Origin of the sequence: Mesorhizobium sp. (assembly GCF_017306585.1) — a bacterium.
Classification (GTDB): Bacteria; Pseudomonadota; Alphaproteobacteria; order Rhizobiales; family Rhizobiaceae; genus Mesorhizobium.
Genome location: NZ_JAFKIC010000151.1, coordinates 21,508 through 39,091, shown reverse-complemented (window position 1 = coordinate 39,091; position 17,584 = coordinate 21,508). Strand labels below are relative to the sequence as shown.

General features: G+C 59.6%; 18 protein-coding genes and 1 pseudogene. 14 read left to right on the top strand and 5 right to left on the bottom strand.

What is annotated here, in order from left to right:
- Nucleotides 1-583 precede the first annotated feature (583 nt).
- Nucleotides 584-1,177 (bottom strand): hypothetical protein, encoded by a 594-nt coding sequence (locus tag J0I79_RS17075; RefSeq protein WP_292860991.1) that lies wholly within the window; start codon nucleotides 1,175-1,177, stop codon nucleotides 584-586.
- Nucleotides 1,167-1,463, bottom strand: coding sequence for a hypothetical protein (locus tag J0I79_RS17070; protein WP_292860988.1), 297 nt, complete (start codon nucleotides 1,461-1,463; stop codon nucleotides 1,167-1,169). Before J0I79_RS17070 ends, J0I79_RS17075 begins: the two co-directional genes overlap by 11 nt.
- A gap of 254 nt (nucleotides 1,464-1,717) precedes the next feature.
- Between J0I79_RS17070 and J0I79_RS17065 the strand changes: the two genes are divergently transcribed.
- The gene (locus J0I79_RS17065) at nucleotides 1,718-2,848 is read left to right on the top strand and encodes a site-specific integrase (protein WP_292860985.1); all 1,131 of its coding nucleotides are present in this window, start codon (nucleotides 1,718-1,720) and stop codon (nucleotides 2,846-2,848) included.
- A gap of 49 nt (nucleotides 2,849-2,897) precedes the next feature.
- On the opposite strand, the gene J0I79_RS17060 is transcribed toward J0I79_RS17065, so the two are convergent.
- Both J0I79_RS17060 and J0I79_RS17055 read right to left on the bottom strand, forming a co-directional pair.
- Nucleotides 2,898-3,302, bottom strand: a complete 405-nt coding sequence (locus J0I79_RS17060; protein ID WP_292860961.1) for a type II toxin-antitoxin system VapC family toxin — start codon at nucleotides 3,300-3,302, stop codon at nucleotides 2,898-2,900.
- Complete coding sequence (locus J0I79_RS17055; RefSeq protein WP_292860958.1) at nucleotides 3,299-3,532, bottom strand: AbrB/MazE/SpoVT family DNA-binding domain-containing protein; 234 nt, start codon at nucleotides 3,530-3,532, stop codon at nucleotides 3,299-3,301. The genes J0I79_RS17060 and J0I79_RS17055 overlap by 4 nt, the downstream gene beginning before the upstream one ends.
- Before the next feature lie 417 nt (nucleotides 3,533-3,949).
- Here J0I79_RS17055 and J0I79_RS17045 point away from each other — a divergent pair.
- From J0I79_RS17045 to J0I79_RS17010, 8 genes and pseudogenes are all read left to right on the top strand, one after another.
- Nucleotides 3,950-4,450 (top strand): annotated as a pseudogene (locus tag J0I79_RS17045) (integrase); the annotation flags it as partial.
- A gap of 978 nt (nucleotides 4,451-5,428) precedes the next feature.
- On the top strand, nucleotides 5,429-6,634 hold the full coding sequence (gene repA, locus J0I79_RS17040; RefSeq protein WP_027053683.1) for a plasmid partitioning protein RepA: 1,206 nt from the start codon (nucleotides 5,429-5,431) through the stop codon (nucleotides 6,632-6,634).
- Nucleotides 6,635-6,709: 75 nt separating this feature from the next.
- Nucleotides 6,710-7,711 carry a plasmid partitioning protein RepB gene (repB, locus tag J0I79_RS17035; protein WP_292860952.1) on the top strand — a complete coding sequence of 334 codons (1,002 nt, stop codon included), beginning with the start codon at nucleotides 6,710-6,712 and terminating at the stop codon, nucleotides 7,709-7,711.
- A gap of 155 nt (nucleotides 7,712-7,866) precedes the next feature.
- A complete protein-coding gene (repC, locus tag J0I79_RS17030) occupies nucleotides 7,867-9,072 on the top strand; it encodes a plasmid replication protein RepC (RefSeq protein WP_292860949.1) in 1,206 nt (401 codons plus the stop codon).
- A 121-nt stretch (nucleotides 9,073-9,193) separates the two neighbouring features.
- Nucleotides 9,194-9,463, top strand: a complete 270-nt coding sequence (locus J0I79_RS17025) for a type II toxin-antitoxin system prevent-host-death family antitoxin (RefSeq protein ID WP_292860946.1) — start codon at nucleotides 9,194-9,196, stop codon at nucleotides 9,461-9,463.
- 456 nt (nucleotides 9,464-9,919) lie between these two features.
- The gene (locus J0I79_RS17020; protein WP_292860943.1) at nucleotides 9,920-10,918 is read left to right on the top strand and encodes a DUF1403 family protein; all 999 of its coding nucleotides are present in this window, start codon (nucleotides 9,920-9,922) and stop codon (nucleotides 10,916-10,918) included.
- A gap of 4 nt (nucleotides 10,919-10,922) precedes the next feature.
- On the top strand, nucleotides 10,923-11,612 hold the full coding sequence (locus J0I79_RS17015; protein ID WP_292860940.1) for an SMC-Scp complex subunit ScpB: 690 nt from the start codon (nucleotides 10,923-10,925) through the stop codon (nucleotides 11,610-11,612).
- A gap of 66 nt (nucleotides 11,613-11,678) precedes the next feature.
- The gene (locus J0I79_RS17010) at nucleotides 11,679-11,855 is read left to right on the top strand and encodes a hypothetical protein (protein ID WP_292860936.1); all 177 of its coding nucleotides are present in this window, start codon (nucleotides 11,679-11,681) and stop codon (nucleotides 11,853-11,855) included.
- Here the strand turns inward: J0I79_RS17010 and J0I79_RS17005 are convergent.
- Nucleotides 11,852-12,049, bottom strand: coding sequence for a hypothetical protein (locus J0I79_RS17005; protein ID WP_292860933.1), 198 nt, complete (start codon nucleotides 12,047-12,049; stop codon nucleotides 11,852-11,854). The two genes, J0I79_RS17010 and J0I79_RS17005, sit on opposite strands and share 4 nt — an antisense overlap.
- A gap of 318 nt (nucleotides 12,050-12,367) precedes the next feature.
- On the opposite strand from J0I79_RS17005, the gene J0I79_RS17000 reads away from it, so the two are divergent.
- From J0I79_RS17000 to J0I79_RS16980, 5 genes are all read left to right on the top strand, one after another.
- Nucleotides 12,368-12,694, top strand: a complete 327-nt coding sequence (locus tag J0I79_RS17000) for a hypothetical protein (RefSeq protein ID WP_292860930.1) — start codon at nucleotides 12,368-12,370, stop codon at nucleotides 12,692-12,694.
- A gap of 462 nt (nucleotides 12,695-13,156) precedes the next feature.
- The gene (locus J0I79_RS16995; protein ID WP_292860928.1) at nucleotides 13,157-14,158 is read left to right on the top strand and encodes an ATP-binding protein; all 1,002 of its coding nucleotides are present in this window, start codon (nucleotides 13,157-13,159) and stop codon (nucleotides 14,156-14,158) included.
- A 3-nt stretch (nucleotides 14,159-14,161) separates the two neighbouring features.
- A complete protein-coding gene (locus tag J0I79_RS16990; RefSeq protein ID WP_292860925.1) occupies nucleotides 14,162-16,633 on the top strand; it encodes a S8 family peptidase in 2,472 nt (823 codons plus the stop codon).
- A 190-nt stretch (nucleotides 16,634-16,823) separates the two neighbouring features.
- Complete coding sequence (locus tag J0I79_RS16985) at nucleotides 16,824-17,039, top strand: hypothetical protein (protein WP_292860922.1); 216 nt, start codon at nucleotides 16,824-16,826, stop codon at nucleotides 17,037-17,039.
- A 22-nt stretch (nucleotides 17,040-17,061) separates the two neighbouring features.
- Nucleotides 17,062-17,466, top strand: coding sequence for a divalent metal cation transporter (locus J0I79_RS16980; protein ID WP_366014603.1), 405 nt, complete (start codon nucleotides 17,062-17,064; stop codon nucleotides 17,464-17,466).
- Nucleotides 17,467-17,584: the final 118 nt, after the last annotated feature.

Here is a 17,584-nt window from a genome sequence, read left to right as displayed (position 1 = left end):
AGCGGACAGAAGAGTCGAGCGAATTCAGCGCCGCGCCGGCAAAGAAAGCGGCGTCGGTGTCGTCGTCGAAAGGCCCGCCCGGCAACGCCCAGGCCCGTACGCCCGGTAGCGGCGGCGAGACAGCGGGCAATGGATCGGCGCGAATCATGCAACGGATGATAATTCGTCCGTGCGCTTTATACCATCATTTCTGCACAATAACGCACAGCCTGTCGTTCGGGATAAATGAGCGATAATGTTGCATTATCGTTCGTTTGGAAAAAGGCATGCAAAATGCCTCAGCCGCCCTTATTTCTCACCGGAAAGAGATCCATGTCGCGGCGCGGCACGAAAGCTGCCGACTGTCGCCATCACGCCGGCAAATTATCTTGCCTGGCCCTCGGGGTTGTCGGCTGCCAGCAGCCTTAGACCCGACCAAGATGGAACGATCACAGAGTTGTCCATCTCAAGGCAGAGTATAGCGCATTTTTGCCCTTTTCGCAACCGTTCGCCCTCCCCCGTTCGCCCTTTCATTGTTCGCTGCGGGGTTACTCCCCTCCCCCGCGGCGACGATGGTGCCCGCGCCTATCTTCCAGCAATGCTTTCAAGCTTGCGAGGGCAAGCCTGCAGCCGGCCGGTAGAAGATCACACGCACCGACGGAACAAGCTGGTTGAGGTAATCGAAATCCCGAACATTGCCGGTCAGGACCGTCGCGCCCAGCAGACCGGCCTGGCGAAAGATCAGCGCATCGTTGAGGAAGCGGCGTTCGTGTCCCTCCCCTTTCGGCAGATGGCTGAGCCGGAACAGCAGACCGGCAAGCATGCCAGCCCGTCCCCAGGCGGTGGCGTCGGGTGCATGCAGCCGATGCGCCGGAATATCCTCGATCGTGCCCGCAACCGCTTTCAGAACCGACTTTGTCTCAGGGTGCATCGGGTCAAGCCGACCGAACACGTGGCTGAGCTCGGCAAGGCAAACGGCGGAGTGGTGGCAAAGCCTATAGCTGAGAAGCTCATCGACCACTTCGGGCGTGCGTCCCTGCAGAACATCCAGATACACGCTGGTATCGAGGAGCAACATGCTGCCGACAGGCGGCTGGTCACCTGCCCAGAACAGGGCAGAATCTGGTCGCCGTTCCAGCCCCGCGCTACGCCGCTGTGGTTTTAGGGAACGCAGTGCGCTCCCGAGATCAAACGCCAAGATCGATGTCCGCTGGGATGCTGCCCTTGCGGCCGACGAGCCGGATGCCAAAATCATCCTCGAGGGCCAGCCGCGACAGGGCGAGCTCCAGCAGTTCGGTATCGGAAGTCACATGAGCGCGCTTCTTTGCCGCCTCGACCAAATCCGACGGCACCCTGCCGGAAAGGCGTGTGTTCTTGGCCGCGCCAAGAAGTCCGACCGCCCTCGCCTGCTCAAGCACCAGACGGTTGCGGTTGCGGGCGATCTGCTCCTCGCTTGCGGCTGCCGTCGCGCCACGTATGGTCATCCTGGGTTCTCCTCTGTTGAACGAAACATAGAGGATGTTGAACGCGAAGGCAAACCGTGGAAGCGATCGCCGCATCGTCCATAAGTGCCCGCCCGGCGCCGCGAGAAGCGCGCCCCGCTCTTTGTCGTGCGTGGCGGGAAGCCAAAACTCGGAGTTATTCGTCAAGCGCCTCGCGGTGGACAATTTGGCGCGTTGGTCGCACGTTGTGTTCTCAGAATCGCACCACTGCGACATTCCAATGAACGAGAGCGCCCATGGGCAGTGCCCGTAATTTCATGCCGCCCCTTGACGCGATCGACGCCGACGACCTGCCTGACATTGTCGACGTCGTCATGGAAATGGGGCGCCCGGATGAGGCCCCCTCCCCTCCCCGTCAGGTCCTGGATTCGCGACAAGCATCACTGCCTGCGCATCTCGAAAAGCTTGCCGACCGTGCGCGCGATTATGTCGAGGCGGCGAGCTCGACAAACACCCGTCGCGCCTATGCCGCCGACTGGAAGCATTTTTGCGCCTGGTGCCGGCGCCAGTCGTTTGATCCGCTGCCGCCGGACCCACAAATCGTCGGCCTCTACATCACGGCCCAAGCCTCGGGATCGGCAAGGGACAAAAAGGCGGTGTCGACCATCGAGCGCCGCCTGTCGTCGCTGACCTGGAATCATACGCAACGCGGTCAACCGCTCGACCGGAAGGACCGACATATCGCCACCGTGCTCGCCGGCATCCGCAACAAACACGCCTCCCCTCCCCGTCAAAAGGAAGCCATCCTGCGCGACGATCTTGTCGCCATGCTGGAAACGCTCGACCGTGGCACGCTGCGCGGTCTGCGCGACCGTGCCATGCTGCTTTTGGGCTTCGCCGGCGGCTTGCGCCGCTCCGAAATCGTTGGCCTTGATCTTGCGCGAGATCAAACTGAGGACGGTCGCGGCTGGATTGAATTTTTCCCGGACAAGGGCGTGCTGGTTACGTTGCGCGGCAAGACCGGCTGGCGCGAGGTGGAGATCGGCCGCGGCTCGGCCGACAGCACGTGCCCGGTGGTCGCCCTGCAGACCTGGTTGAAACTGGCCCGCATCGCGCATGGCCCCCTCTTCCGCCGCGTCACCGGGCAAGGCAAAGCGGTGGGCACCGAGCGGCTCAACGATCAGGAGGTGGCGCGGCTGGTCAAGCGCGCAGCCTTGGCCGCCGGCGTGCGCGGCGACTTGTCGGAAGGCGAGCGCGTCCCAAAATTTTCTGGCCATTCGCTGCGCGCAGGCCTCGCTTCCTCCGCCGAGGTTGATGAACGCTATGTGCAGAAGCAGCTTGGCCACGCCTCGGCGGAGATGACACGCCGTTACCAACGCAGGCGAGACCGTTTTCGGGTCAACCTCACCAAGGCAAGCGGGCTTTGATCGCATGCCCTCACCTCTGCCCCTTTGACAGAGTTGTGCCACGAGAACCTCAGCCGTCGGGCGCGATCAGCTTTACAGACGGGAAATAGGTGCGGTAGCGGCCGACGTCGCGGGTCAACAGCGGCAGACCACCCACGGCGGCATGGGCGCCAATGAAGAAATCAGGCAGCACGCCGGTGCGCGCCCCGCCAGATTTGCGGTATTGCGTAAAGATCTTGCCCGCCAGAAACAGGGCGTCGCGCGGGATCGGGGCGAGTTCCAGGGCCGCCTGTTTGATGAAGGCATCCAGTTCCTCGATGCGGTTGTAGCGAACCGCAAGCTCTGCGTAGACAACATCGTTGATCAGCAGCGGGCCAGCGATGCTCGCGGCCTCCAGCTTGGCAAGCGACCAGTCGGCCCATTTCGGATCATCGGTGACAAGTTCGAGCAGAATGTTGGTGTCGACGAGCGTCACGCTTCGCCACGCGTCAGCGCCATGATTGCGTCGGTATCAAGCCCCTTGCCGGCATGGCCACGCAATTTGGCGAACCGGCTCGCCGGTCGTTTCTTGTCGGCGCGCGCGAGTACCACGCTGCCATCGGCGGCGCGCACGAAATCGACTTGGCTGCCTGGAACGATGCCGAGAAGGTCGCGGACCGGTTTGGGGATGGTCACTTGTCCCTTGGCTGTGACTGTCGTGGTCATGCTTGCACCCATCGTAATACCATATTGACTAAAGGTATTACCACACACGCCGATTTGCAATCCCGGCTGCGAAATGCCACATCCGGCTACTAAACGGTCCTGCTCAAAGTCGCGCGGATGCCCGGTCCGCTGAGCGACCGGGGGTTGCCCGCCTGTTCAAGCGCACCGCTCTGGCCGCCCGCTCGCAGAGCGATCTCTCGGAGGGTGGTCGAGAAAAAGAGTTGCAGCCCATTGACTGCGACCGGGCCTGACGCATCGGCTGAGGTCAAAGAGCGTTACGTGCAGAAGCAGCTTGGTCGCACGAGTGCCGAGATGACCTCAAAATTCGAACGCCGCGACCGTTCCGAGTGCCCTCTCCAAGCGCCCGGTACTGCTCTACCCTCCTCCAATTTCATTAGCCACACAGCGTCGGGAGATAAGGAGGCCGTCCTGCGCGACGATCTAATCGCCGTGCGGAGACAGTCGACCGTGGCACGCTACGTGGCCTGCGCGACCGACCTATGCTGCTTTTGTGCTTCGCCGGCGGCTTGCGACGCTCCGAAATCGTCGGCCTCGATCTTGCTCGCGACCAAACCCAGGATGGCCGCGGCTCGACCGATTTCTTCCCGGACAAGGGGGCTGGTTACCCTGCGCGGCAAAACCGGCCCGCGCTAGGTCGAGATTGGCTGCGGTGCGTCGGACGCCGCCTGCCGTGTCATCGCCCTGCAGACTTGGCTCAGCCTGGCCGGCATTGGCCCCTGTTCCGCTGGGACACCAGAAAAGGCAAAGCGGTGGGAGCCGAGCTGCCTAACGATCAGGAAATCGCAAGTCAAAAGCCCTGCCGGCCGGGGTGCGCGGCGACATTGCGGAGGGCGAGCGAGAGATGAAATTCTGCGGGCACTCGCTTTACGCGCCAGCCTCGCCTCCTCGACTGAGGTTGGGAACGATAACGTTGCTCAAGCCGTCAAAGGTCGAACATCGTGACCGAGAAGCGAACCTGGTCCGGACCGTCAAGCGCTATTCGTAGAAATCCTATCTGAGAGAAGTTCTCCCGGCCATCGGGACCCCGCCGAGGAGTGTCGGCGTGGTTCATCAGATGCTCCATAGGCCAGGCCTCGAGATAACCACAGCCCCCGCGCTCCGATGCCAGCTTGCAGCATATGGCATAAGACGCCGATCGACGAACGCGGCCGTCGTTGAAACGACGGTGAGCGGACGCAATCGCAATGATGCGAATTGTGCCTCTTTCTCCCTCGTTGTAGACCGCTTCTGGAACGGACGCATGAAGTCGGCGATACATTCGGATGACGGGGCTGATGGCGGCGGCGGCGATCTATTGGCCGGCCTGCGCAATTTCCAGCTTGGTGGCCCTCCGGACGCCGCTCTGTAAAGCAGAACTCATCGATCTATGTTTGGCTTGGCAACTCACCTCGGCGGATCAGCGCTTCGATCTTACGCTGGACTTCAACATGGGCCTTTCCTCATCCGAAATTAGGTCGGCCAGTTAGGCAGTTGAGAGGGGTGACGACCAGGCCAAGTTCGCCTCCCACTGAAATTCGGCCCTCAGGTCGTCCCATCACCGTTTCTATCTTGCACAGAGGGCCTAACCCCAACCACGGAACCGGCAGCGTGCCTTTGGCCTTTAAAACTTGACAGCCGTGCAAATTGGATAATTGTGCCGTCATTTCAATGGTGTAGACGTCCGAATGTTATGTCAAGCTTGCACTGCCTTATAGGGCTTATGACGACTGTTCCCAACAGCTCGGGAGATGCAATTTTAGATTATGCTTTCGAGGCGAGGACGCCCGTTAACCTCCTGTTAACTAAAAACTTCTTGCTGGATTGCCCGAATCGAGCATTAATCACACTTGCAGTGACAATCATGTCAGAAAAGCGTTATTCTGGAAGTTGCCGAATATGAATTTGATGCCCGATCACGGCTTGGAGTTCGATTTCGACGAGGAGATTCTCGAACAGGGAGAGCTTATCTCGGACAAATTGAACATGCTGCGGCTTGAGCAGTATCCCCCAAATGCGATGAAGGGACTACGGCAATTTTCGTCGGTCGAGGTCGCGGACTTTCTCGGCGTCACCCAGAACCATATCAAAAAGCTGCATCTCGAAGGCAAGGGCCCCGCACCTGAGGTTTCCAGTTCGGGTCGTCGTTCATACACCGCTCGGCAGATGCTCGAGTTGCGTCAATACCTCGACAAGCACGGTCGTTCGGACTTCAAGCGCTATGTTCCTCACCGGCGTCAAGGTGACACGCTGCAAGTCATCTCCGTCGTCAATTTCAAGGGTGGCTCCGGCAAGACAACAACAGCTGCCCATCTAGCTCAATACCTCGCTCTGACAGGGCACCGCGTTCTCGCAATTGACCTTGATCCGCAGGCTTCCCTGTCAGCTCTGCATGGCATTCAACCTGAACTCGACAAGAATCCCTCGCTTTATGAAGCGCTCCGATACGACGAGCACAGGAAATCAATCAAGGAGATTATTCGGCCGACCAATTTCCCGGGTTTGGACATCGTACCTGCCAATCTTGAACTGCAGGAATATGAGTACGACACTCCACTAGCCGCTTCTAACAAGAATTCACCAGAAGGGCGCTTGTTCTTCACGCGCATTTCTGCGGCGCTTAAGGAAGTTGACGATCGCTATGATGTGATTGTCATAGATTGCCCACCGCAGCTCGGCTACCTAACGCTCACATCTCTGACAGCTTCGACGTCGGTGATTATTACCGTGCACCCGCAGATGCTTGATGTGATGTCGATGTCTCAGTTTTTGCTCATGCTCGGTGGGATCCTGCAGTCCATCAAGGGGGCTGGGGCAGCGGTGAAGCTGAAGTGGTTCCGTTATCTCGTGACTCGATATGAGCCGACTGATGGTCCCCAGGCCCAGATGGTTGGTTTCCTGCAAGCTCTTTTCAACAAGCGCATGCTCAAGAACCAAATGGTGAAGACCACGGCCATCTCAGACGCTGGCATCACGAAACAGACACTTTACGAGGTCGAGAAAAGCCAATTCACGCGATCAACATATGAACGGGCGGTTGAAAGTCTGAACGCGGTCAATTCCGAGATTACGTCACTTATTCATAAGGCATGGGGGCGGAAGTGACCATTTTGACAGCCGTGCAGAACGACAGTTTTAGGAGCAATTTCAAAAAGATGAGAGCGGCTCTGAGAGGACAGAATGGCTAGAAAGGACCTTCTGGCAAGCGTAACCGCGTCACTTACACGGGAACAGCCAGTGCATTCTGCGTCACAGGCTAGGTCTGACTACGCCAAGCGTGGCGCGTCGCGTTCGATGATGCAGTCACTGGACGAACTGGCCGAGAATTCAGTGCGGATGCTCGATGGCGAAACCGTGGTGGCGATTGACCCCAAGGATCTCGATGGTTCGTTCATTGCTGATCGTATAGGGGAGGACGACGCAGAATACCTACAGCTCAGACAAGCCATTCGTACATCTGGCCAGTCGACACCGATCCTTGTGCGACCGCACCCCCATGATACAGGCCGCTACATGATTGTATTTGGCCATCGACGGGCAAAGGTCGCCCGCGATCTCGGCATTAATGTCCGAGCGGTCGTGAAGCGCTTGGCTGACATTGAGCATGTCATCGCACAGGGCCAAGAAAATACTGCTCGAGCCGACCTGTCGTTTATCGAGAAGTCGTTGTTCGCTAGGAAGTTGATTGAGGGCGGTATGACGAAGGATACTGTCAAATCAGCTCTTACGGTCGATGACACGCTGCTATCTCGTATGCTGTCGGTTGCTGAGACAGTTCCCGAAGCGGTGCTGAGTGTCGTTGGGGCCGCAAAGGGTGTTGGCAGGGATCGTTGGGAAGAACTCAAAAAACTAGTCCAGATTCCAACCAATGCTACCAAAGCGATCGAGTACGTTCGAACCGAGCAGTTTGCAGCAGGTCAGGTGAAGGATGAAGTCTTCAACCTGCTCCTCAGTCATCTGAAATCATCCAAGACACCCAAGAAGCCAAAGGTTGCCCTCGCACCCAAAGCCTGGGCTCCTCCCGACAAATCACTGAGCGTCGCGATTAGAGGGACACCAAAGAAAGCTTCGATAATAGTCGAGGCAGCTTACGGTCTCCATTTTGCTGAGTTCATAGCAGGCCAACTGGACGGTCTTTATGAGGCCTACAGGAAGCAGGAAAAGGAAACCAAGGGAGACTAAAACCGCAAAAGAAAAAGGCCCCCGACGGCGAACCGTGGAAGCCCTTCTCGATCTTTAGCAAGCCGAGAATCTCATTTCCGCGAATCAGTGTCAAGCGTTTTAAGCGTCGATTCGGCGGACGGATTTCTTTTGCCTAATAGAAGGCGAAGGAAGAAATGGAGACGGGTATTGCAACGACGCCCTTTGGGCGGCGGCCAATGTCGCTTGCCATGCTGGCAGCGCAAAATGTGTCACGTGAGATCCCCAAGGGGAGGGTTGTGGACAAGTGGCAGATCTACCGCAACCTCTGCGAAGGCAAGAGCATCGTCGGCATCGGCGATCGCGCTCTGGCCGTTCTGAATGCGCTGCTGTCATTTTTTCCGGACAGTGAGTTGAGCGAGGAGAACGGCCTCATCGTCTTTCCCTCGAACGCCCAGCTGTCGCTTAGGGCGCACGGAATGCCCGAGCCCACGGTCAGGCGACACCTGGCCGCTCTTGTTGACTGCGGGCTGATCATCCGTCGGGATAGCCCGAACGGCAAGCGTTATGCGAGGAAGGGGAGGGGAGGTGAGATTCAGGAAGCATTCGGCTTCTCCCTGGCGCCACTGCTAGCCCGTGCTTACGAGTTCGAGGCCGCGGCCGAGCGTGTCCGTGCCGATAACCGGGCGCTCAGGCTTATGCGCGAGCGGATCACCTTGCACCGTCGTGACATCCACAAGCTCATCGAGGCGGCCCTCGACGAAGATGTTCCGGGCGACTGGGCAGGCCTGTGGAAGCGATTCCGCGGCGTTGTGGAGGCAATTCCGCGCCGAGCCTGCACTGCCGAGCTAGAACCGATCGTAGCCGATCTTGCCGCATTGCATGACGATGTGGATAAGCTCCTGGAAAGCCATATGAAATCCACGACTCCAAGCGGCAATGACTCTCAAAACGAGCGGCAGCAATCTGATTCAAATACCGACTCTACATTTGAATTTGAACCTGCTTTCGAGAAAAGCGGGGCGACGGCCGAGCCCAGGACGAGGACCGCGGAGGCGCCGAAAACATACCCGCTGGGGATGGTGCTGAAAGCTTGCCCGGAAATTGCGGACTACGCCGTCGACGGGATCGGCAATTGGCGTGATCTCATGATAACCGCCGCCCAGGTGCGGGGATATCTGGGTGTTTCGCCGTCAGCGTATGAGGAAGCCTGCCATGCGATGGGCCAGGAGACCGCGGCGATGGTGATCGCCTGTATCCTGCAACGTGCTCAGCACATCAATTCCGCCGGCGGCTATCTTCGGGCGCTGACTGATAAGGCCAGGGGAGGGACTTTTTCGGTCGGGCCGATGCTGATGGCGGCCCTCAAGGCCAACGGGGCCGCAGCAAGGATGACCGGATGATGATCGCCAAATCCCGCAGCTTATCGCTTTGCGCCCAGCTCGAGCGCGAACTACGATGGCCGGCTGACACCTGTGGAAAGCCCGCGAAACCCGTATCTTCCGGAAGAAATGAGTTCTGCCGATGACCACCACCGTCACCGTCGCCGCCGTCTCGAAAGACTTCGGCGCCTATCAGGATGCCGCGGTTCGCGACTCTGTCATCATCACCAAGAACGGCCGGCCGAGCACCGTGCTCCCGGCTTACGAGGATTTTGTCCGGCTGTCGAAGCGCGACCGGCGGATCGATCTGACCGCGGAACTCAGCGCCGACGAAATCGCCGTTGTCGAAGCCGCCGAATTGGAGCCGGGCCTTGACCATCTCAACGGCGAGCTTCCTCCTGCAAAGGTCTGACGGATGGAAGAACGCCCTCCGGCTCTTTCCAGCGCTAGGCTGATCTTGCCAAACCTGACGCGGTCCGCGCAGCGACACGGTGGCCAGCGATCCCGTGAGTTCAGTCGTGGTGCTGCGCCCAATCATCCTTGCAATCGTGGAGTGCAACTCCTGTTTTGCAAGGAAGAATCGAGGCTCACGCCGCGTCGGCGGCTGCGGTCGAGCGGTCACCATGGTGATCAGATCATCCGGCGGCACCGCCTCTTCTGAGGCGGGACGGCGTGTTTGTTGCGCCGGCCGGCCATGGCCGTCGCGATATGCTTGTTCTTGCCCAGCGCGCATTTCGGGGTTTAGATCGACGAGAGAGAGCATCTCCCTAGAAAGACCAAAACGAAAGGCGGTTATCGTTCGTTTTTAACTGTCGACGGGCACGGCGGCTTTCAGCCATTTTCGTTGCCAGAAGCGCCGCGATGATTCATGCTGTCGACGATGATTCTCCGCCCGAAACTGCTTCGCCATGCACCTGTGGTCGTCACCTGTGCAGCCCCGTCTGCACTGGCCACTCCCGTGCCGACCTGGCTGCGCGCCGTGGCGACCGGTCCGGGCTCGATCGAGGACGCTGCGTTTGCCGCGGCTGCGGCGCTGACCGCCCTTGATGCGGTGGTGCGCCGGCAGGAGAGATGGGCGGGCGCCTGGCGGCAGCGCCTGGCACTCGCGGCAGCGGCGGCAACGGCCAAACGCGCCGGCCGGGTCGAGGACGAGGCGGCGCTGCGCGACGCGCTGCTGCTCACCCGTCCCGGCGACGACGTTGGACCCGCCGGCCGTATGCTGCTTGCCTGGCGAACCCTGGCATCTCGTCCGGTCGCGACGTTGGTCAGCGAGACGGTGTTGGTCGATGTCGCCGCGGATCTGGGGAGTGCGCTTGACGGTGCGGCGGCCGGCCAAGTCGGTGACGAAATCCAGTCGATCGCTGGCGCGGTCGGTAATGCAGTCGCTGGCGCGGTCGACGCGATCGCCGTGCTCGAGCGTCATCACAGTCGCATCGCGCGCGAGCTTGGACCGTGGCTTGCCGACGCTGTTCTTGCCGACCGGCTAGGGTGGGCGCATGCGGTCCCCCTATTAGGCTTGCACCCGGCGGCGGGCGGTCGTCGGTCACCCCTTCCCGAACGGGAATCCGGGCAGGCGTCCCGGCAACGCATTTGGGCGGCTTATGCGCAGGCGGCGCTGCGGGCGATGGATCTTGCGGCCGAGCTCGGCCGCCGCGCCGACCGCCTGCTGGCTGTCGCCCCAAAACTGCGGGCGAAAGGGGCGGACACTGTCGTCGAGAAGCTGCTGTCCGACGACGCGATCGTCGCATCCTCAAATATCGCCGGCATAAGCGACCGCGGCCTGCGCCGCCTATTCGACCGGCTGATGGAACTTGGCGCCGTGCGCGAGCTGTCCGGTCGTCCGACCTTCCGCAGCTACGGGCTGTGAGACCATGGAGCAGGCGAGGGGGAAAAGGCCGAAGGAGCGATCAGATGGTCACCTGTTCGACCGCGAACTGGATCACCTGCCGCCAGAAGTACGTTGGCGCGAATGGATGAACCGCGTCGAAGCAACCATCTTCGCCGCCAGCGAACCGGTCAGCCGCGAGGTGCTTACCCGCATCGTCGGCAAGACCTGCAGCATCGACCTTTTGATCGACGACATCCGCGAGGAGCTACGGGGCCGGCCTTACGATCTGGTCGCGGTCGCCAGCGGCTGGAAGCACCTGACGCGGCCGGCCTATGCCGACGCCATCCGTACGGCCGTAGGCTCTGACGAACGCGCCGTCGACCTCACGCAATCCGAAGTGCTGGTCTTGATGTGCATTGCCTTCTTCCAGCCGATCACGCGCGCCGAACTGTCGTCATTCTTCGGCAAGGAGATCAGCCGCGACCTGATCGGCAATTTGCGCTCCTTCGGCCTGATCGCCTCAGGCCCGCGAAGCCCGACGCCCGGCGCGCCCTATACCTATGTGACGACCAAACAGTTCCTGCTGGAATTCGGGCTTGAAACCTTGCGCGATCTTCCCGACTTCGAGGCTCTCGAGGATGCGGGGCTGCTGTCGAAGGAAAGGCTTCTGGCGGGCGACATTATGCGGGGATTTTCCGCCCCCGGCGAGAGTGATGCCGGCGCCGACGAATAGAGCGCCTGTGCCTGGCCGGGCGACCGCCATCGTCACCGCCACAGCCAATCCCATTGGTGCCTTAAAATGGATTTCCTGGCTGCCAAGCTTGATCGGCTTCAATCGCGCGTCGACCAGCACTTCAATCATCGCGTGTGCGGCGGTCGTGAGGCAAAGGTCGTTGGCGGACGTCATGCCGTCGATGACCACGCGCGCGTTATCGCCGCGGGTCACGGCACGGATGACGGGCACAGACTGTTCTAATGCGGCCGGTCATAGTGGGAACGGTCGATCCGACACAGCTCTTGGGTAGCGGTCAGGCGCTGGAGAGTGTTGTCCACTGCCGCACCCGCGCCGAGATCGGCGAAGTCCCCCGGCGTCCAGACCTCATCGGGCCTGGACTCGATCCGTCCAAGCAGGCGCGAGCGAAGGTTGCTATAGGCTTCGATGATGATCATGTCCGAAATATGCGACAAGTTTCGGACGGCAAGAAGATGGATCGGAAATCCCAACGTTTATTGACCCGACGCGATATATGTGGACTCCCACCCCATCAGCTCGACCAACAAGCCGTTCGTTCCGGTCTTCGCAAGTAGGAAGGGCAGCCACTGAGGGAGCTGCGGCTTGAGCAAGGCATCGCGACAGCGCGATGAAGTTTGTGTAGCGCTGGGTTGACACCCGTATCAGCGCCTAATCTAAATCAGTCGCGCCTAAGCCTCGCCCCAGAACGGTTCTGCGGGCGTCGTTGCGCTTAGTGTGGATCGCGGCGAGGGGTTATGTGGGTCGATTACAAGGGTTACCGGATTGCCACCTGGATCGACGACGACACAAGCCATGCGCAGATGTTGAAGGGAAAAAGGGGCCCCGAGCGCCTCTATGTCGATATCGATCCTCTATCGAACGGCGATGGCCGCCAACCTCCTGGCAAGCGTTTTGGTCAGTATGTGCTTACCAAGCATACGTTTGTCGGAACCGTCGAAGAACAAATGATCGAAGTCGGCAAACTCTGGGTCGATTCGCCCGAACAGTTCGCGTCGCCAGAACCTCGGCTTGCATTTCATCGTCCGGAGTCGTCTGTCGCCACACGCAAGCCAAAGCCATAAAACCGCAAATTAGACCTACATGCCTATATCGATGGGCTGCGACTCGCTGATCGCCCACAGCACCTCTTTTCCGCACCATTAGCCGAGTCACCAAACAAATCTCGGAACTAAGCTCACCCAGGCTGAGGCATATGCAATGATTGTCCGTCGTGCCACCACCGCAGGGATCACGACCAAGATCGGCAATCACAGCTTCCGCGGTAAAGGTATCACCGCCTACTTGAGAAATGGCGGCCCGATCGAAAGGGCTGCTGCGATGGCGAACGACGCAGCTCTATGATAGACGGCCCGACGATGTGACCCTGGATGAGGTGAGCGGGTGGTGATATGATTGTGTACCCGTTTTGTTCTCGTCTTGGCGACCGGCTTATGATATCGTGCGCATGATAGTTGTGGATGCTGTAGTGAAAACCTTTAACGACTTCTGCCGTTAAACTAGGATTGGTGAATGGTGGGTGTTTCTTGTCCAACGCAAAACAAATCCTGGCAATGTTGAAAAGCCGTTCCGAAGGGGATGATGAGCTTTTCTTTTCCATTGCCCTTCAAGTCGCGGCCGCCGAGGCTCGGCAAGGTCATCGCAATATGGCCGAAGACATGCGCGCAGAAATAGAGAAAGCGCGCGCATCTCGTCGGCGCCAAGTCGTCGGACCCATCGCCATCGGTGCTCCTCGGGGTGAACTCCAAGGCCTGCTTGAGCTCCGTGAGACCCATCTGAAGCTTAAAGATGTCGTGCTCGATACGGCACTTGTCAAAATCATTTGCGACGTGGTGAGGCAGCAGCGCCGGCGCGACTGGCTCAGAGAACATGGGAAAAAACCGAGCCGTCGCCTGTTGTTCGTCGGCCCGCCAGGTTCGGGCAAAACCATGACGGCGGAAGCCACGGCGGGTGAGTTGAATTTGCCGCTGTTCGTTATTCGGTTGGAGCAGCTGATATCGCGGTACATGGGCGACACCGCCGCCAAGCTGCGTCTTGTCTTCGACCAATGCTTCAAACACCGCGGCGTCTATCTATTCGATGAATTTGACGCGCTTGGCGCTCATCGGACATCCGTCAACGACGTTGCGGAGATGCGCCGGGTTCTAAACTCCTTCCTGCAGTTCATGGAAGAAGATGCGCCGACCGATAGCCTTATCATCTGCGCAACCAACCATCCCGCCTTATTGGATCGCGCGCTGCTAAGGCGATATGATCAAGTCCTTGAATTCCGGCCACCGACCGCTGCGGAAATTAAGGACATCCTGGTGCGAAACCTGCGTCCGATGAAAGCCGGCCGGCTTGCTTGGGGGGCAATCCTCAAGGATGCAGTGGAGCTCAGCCAGGCCGAGCTTGTAAGAGCCGCTGACGATGCTGTCAAAACTGCGATCCTCGACGAACGCAACAACATTACCACGGACGATTTGTTGCTGAGGCTGCAAGAGCGGCGGCGGATGCGCCTCGCCTTCCTCGATGCGCCAAAACCCTAAGACATGGCCAGCCGCTTCACGCTTCCGCATATCGATATATCTCGCCTGTCTGAACCGGCGGACTACACTGGCGAAGGATCGGGACGCTCGAATACGGTTCGCGAGCGAGACGCTCATGGTGCCCTTTTGCAGCGCGAATTTGACGCTGCCATCGCCATGATCGACGCGCAGCGCGCGGTCGATGAGCGACTACCCGCTGCGCAAGGAGGCTATATCGAAGTTGCGTTGAAGCGCGGCACCAATCCAGACGATCTCGAACGCAAGAAGCTGAATGTCCGCCCTGGGGCGGTAAGGGATGAGCCCGCGGAGCGGGTCGTGGCTCTCTATGTGCCAGATCAGGCACGTGCCGCGCTTGCGGCCATATTGCACGACTACCGGCACGGTCAACTGACTGAAAAGGGCAATCCCCCCAACAAAGCCCTTGTTGAATCCATTGAGGCTTTTCGCCGCGCGCGCCTGGAAACACTGTGGACAGACGATGCGCCTGTTCCGACCGAGCCCCACTACGAAATGTGGTGGTCGGTCTGGGTTCCTCGAGACAAAGAAGCAGAGCTTGAGGAGGTCGTTCAACGCCTGGGATTGAGAGTGGCGGGCCAGGATCGTCGCCTGAAGTTTCCGGAGGCGGCAGTCGTGCCGGTGTATGCGAACCGCGCTGCGATCGAGCTGATGATGTTTGCGACAGGCATTTTACTCGAACTGAGACGTGCCACGGACAGCCCAGCGGTGTATCTTGATGAGGCGGCCGACAAACAAGCTATGCGCGCCGACGAGCTGGCTGGGAGAATACAGTGGCCCGGCGCCGATGTTCCCTCCGTATGCATCTTAGATACGGGTGTGAATCGAGCACATGTTTTGCTTGAGCCCGTTTTAGCAGCTGACGATCTTCACGCTGTCGACGGCGATTGGGGAACGGACGACCATCATGACCATGGGACAGCTATGGCCGGCATGGCAGCCCATGGCGACTTGACTGCACCGCTCGGCGATAAAGAAAAACGCGTCTTAGTGCACCGGATCGAGTCGGTGAAGATGCTTCCGCCAGGTGGTGCCGATCCAAACGATCCGAATTCGTACGGCGCGATTACCCAGGCAGCTGTCTCGCTTCCGGAGATACGGCAACCTGAGCGCAAGCGCGTTTATTGCATGGCCGTGACGAACGATGGCGTCTCAGGCGCACGCCCGTCGGCTTGGAGTTCAGCCATCGACCAAGCGGCCGCTGCCTCGATGCCTGGCGATGATGAGAACTCGCCCCGCCGCCTGTTTGTTGTCTCTATTGGAAACACCGCAGCCTTTATGCAAATGACGGATTGGCGTGGACACGACGCCTATCCGGCCGAGGATCCCGCGCAAGCATGGAACGCGATCACCGTTGGCGGCTACACCGATCTCGATCAGATCAAAGGCAAGGGGTACGAAGATTGGAGCTGCTTCGCGGCGGTCGGTGAGTTGAGTCCCTATAGCCGTACGAGCGTCGGCTGGGCGCCCCGACGGGGCCCCATCAAACCGGAACTTGTGCTTGAAGCCGGCAACCGCGCAGTGAGCCCGAGCCGTCGCGAGGTGATTACGCTCGACTCCCTCGGCCTCCTGACGACCGGTCGCGAAGTCGACCGCTTTCCGCTCGTTCCCTTCCAGGCAACGAGCGCAGCGACGGCCGAAGCGGCCCGAATGGCAGCTCGACTGTCGGCGACATTTCCAGATCACTGGCCTGAGACCATCAGGGCTTTGATGATCCACAGCGCCGAATATACCCCGCCGATGAGCGCGGCATTTGCAGCGGAACCCCAATTGCGGAATCGGTATCAGATTGTGCGGAGGTTCGGCTACGGCGTGCCCGACTTCGATCGCGCCGCGGCGTCGGCTCGAGATCAGCTGGCGCTCATTGCCCAATCTGAAATTCAGCCCTATCGCCTTCAGGGCAGGCGTTACAAAGAATGTCACTACTACCGCCTGCCGTTGCCGGATGATGTGCTTGAGCAACTGGGCAACGAGCCAGTGAACCTTAAGATCACTCTCTCTTATTTCGTCGACCCGAATCCGGGATTTTCCGCCAATGTCGATCCCTTGCGGTATCAGTCATTTGGGCTTCGGTTCGATTTGCGTCGGCGCGGCGAGACCTTGGCTAATTTTAAGAAGCGAGTGAACGTGGCCGAGCGTGAAGGTGCTAACGGTGCACCGAACCATCCAGACGACAATGGGTGGCTGCTCGGTGCTGACAGCATGTCGGCAGGTTCATTGCATTGCGACACTTGGACCGGCCCAGCGGTGAACTTGCTCGGACGAGACATGCTTTGTATCAAACCGGTGGGAGGCTGGTGGCGTGACCGAGCAGCCGCCGACATCGTCAACCGCAAAACACGGTATGCTCTTGTGATAACGTTGAAAGCGCCACGAACGGACATCGATCTTTACACCCCCATCGCGATCAGGGTCGCTCCGCCGGTCAGGGTTGAGGGCACGGTCTCAATTCCGACCTAGCCGCAGATTCCATGTAGCCGTGAGACTGGTTTGGCGTCACGCGCAACATGCCGAGCGATCTGTGAACTCATGATCTTGGCCGCTAGGGCGCTGGTAAAGGTGGGGAGCCAATGAACGTGGCCACCGCTGTAGCACGGAACATTTTAGCGAGAGCTGCATTTCACGGTCGGATCGCCAAGGGAGAGCTTTCTTGACCCAACGCCGCATCGACAAGGAACGGATCGAGCGTGCTGATCGCGAAGCGAAACTGACGACCGAGGCGGAGCGAGTAGCTAGAGACGCCAAGACAGCGCGCCTGCGCGAGCAGCGACTTTCAGCAGAGGCATCCATTGAGAAACCGATGCCCGTCAAACGTCACCAAGCACCTGCAAAGAAGCCGGCTCGGAAAGTGATCGAGGTCGACTAATGCGTCTGTCGCTCTCGCGATAATGATCACAGCCGGCGCCACACTGCACGCCAAGGGCATTACTGACATTCAGTCCACCAGCCAGGCGGCTGAAGCACTTCGGCCGGTCGCCGGCCCATTCGCGTTCGCCATTTTTGCGTTAGGCGTCATTGGGACAGGGCTGCTGGCGATTCCGGTCCTCGCCGGCTCCCCCGGGTACGCGTTGGGCGAAGCCCGCAAGTGGCCAGTGGGGCTTGAGCGAAAGCCACTGCAGGCTAAGGCCTTTTACGCCACGATCGCGATCTCCACGCCAATCGGCGCGGGCCCTAATTTCACCCCCATCAATCCTATCAAGGCGCTTTACTGGAGCGCCGTGGTCAACGGCTTGGCGGCCGCACCGGCCATGGCTGTCATGATGCTGATGACGGCCCGGGTATGTTATGGGTAAGTTGACTGTGCCGCTGTCCGTGCGGGTGATCGGATGGCTTGCAACGGTTGTCATGGGAGCCGTAGCCGCGGTTATGATTATCCAAGTGATCGGATTGGATTTATGACAACTGTTTATA

Coding starts and splice junctions, on each gene's coding strand:
- J0I79_RS17070 (WP_292860988.1), bottom strand. CDS start 1,463: ATGACCATACGTGGCGCGACGGCAGCCGCAAGCGAGGAGCAGATCGCC.
- J0I79_RS17065 (WP_292860985.1), top strand. CDS start 1,718: ATGGGCAGTGCCCGTAATTTCATGCCGCCCCTTGACGCGATCGACGCC.
- J0I79_RS17055 (WP_292860958.1), bottom strand. CDS start 3,532: ATGACCACGACAGTCACAGCCAAGGGACAAGTGACCATCCCCAAACCG.
- repA (WP_027053683.1), top strand. CDS start 5,429: ATGAATTTGATGCCCGATCACGGCTTGGAGTTCGATTTCGACGAGGAG.
- repB (WP_292860952.1), top strand. CDS start 6,710: ATGGCTAGAAAGGACCTTCTGGCAAGCGTAACCGCGTCACTTACACGG.
- repC (WP_292860949.1), top strand. CDS start 7,867: ATGGAGACGGGTATTGCAACGACGCCCTTTGGGCGGCGGCCAATGTCG.
- J0I79_RS17025 (WP_292860946.1), top strand. CDS start 9,194: ATGACCACCACCGTCACCGTCGCCGCCGTCTCGAAAGACTTCGGCGCC.
- J0I79_RS17020 (WP_292860943.1), top strand. CDS start 9,920: ATGCTGTCGACGATGATTCTCCGCCCGAAACTGCTTCGCCATGCACCT.
- J0I79_RS17015 (WP_292860940.1), top strand. CDS start 10,923: ATGGAGCAGGCGAGGGGGAAAAGGCCGAAGGAGCGATCAGATGGTCAC.
- J0I79_RS17010 (WP_292860936.1), top strand. CDS start 11,679: ATGGATTTCCTGGCTGCCAAGCTTGATCGGCTTCAATCGCGCGTCGAC.
- J0I79_RS17005 (WP_292860933.1), bottom strand. CDS start 12,049: ATGATCATCATCGAAGCCTATAGCAACCTTCGCTCGCGCCTGCTTGGA.
- J0I79_RS17000 (WP_292860930.1), top strand. CDS start 12,368: ATGTGGGTCGATTACAAGGGTTACCGGATTGCCACCTGGATCGACGAC.
- J0I79_RS16990 (WP_292860925.1), top strand. CDS start 14,162: ATGGCCAGCCGCTTCACGCTTCCGCATATCGATATATCTCGCCTGTCT.
- J0I79_RS16980 (WP_366014603.1), top strand. CDS start 17,062: ATGATCACAGCCGGCGCCACACTGCACGCCAAGGGCATTACTGACATT.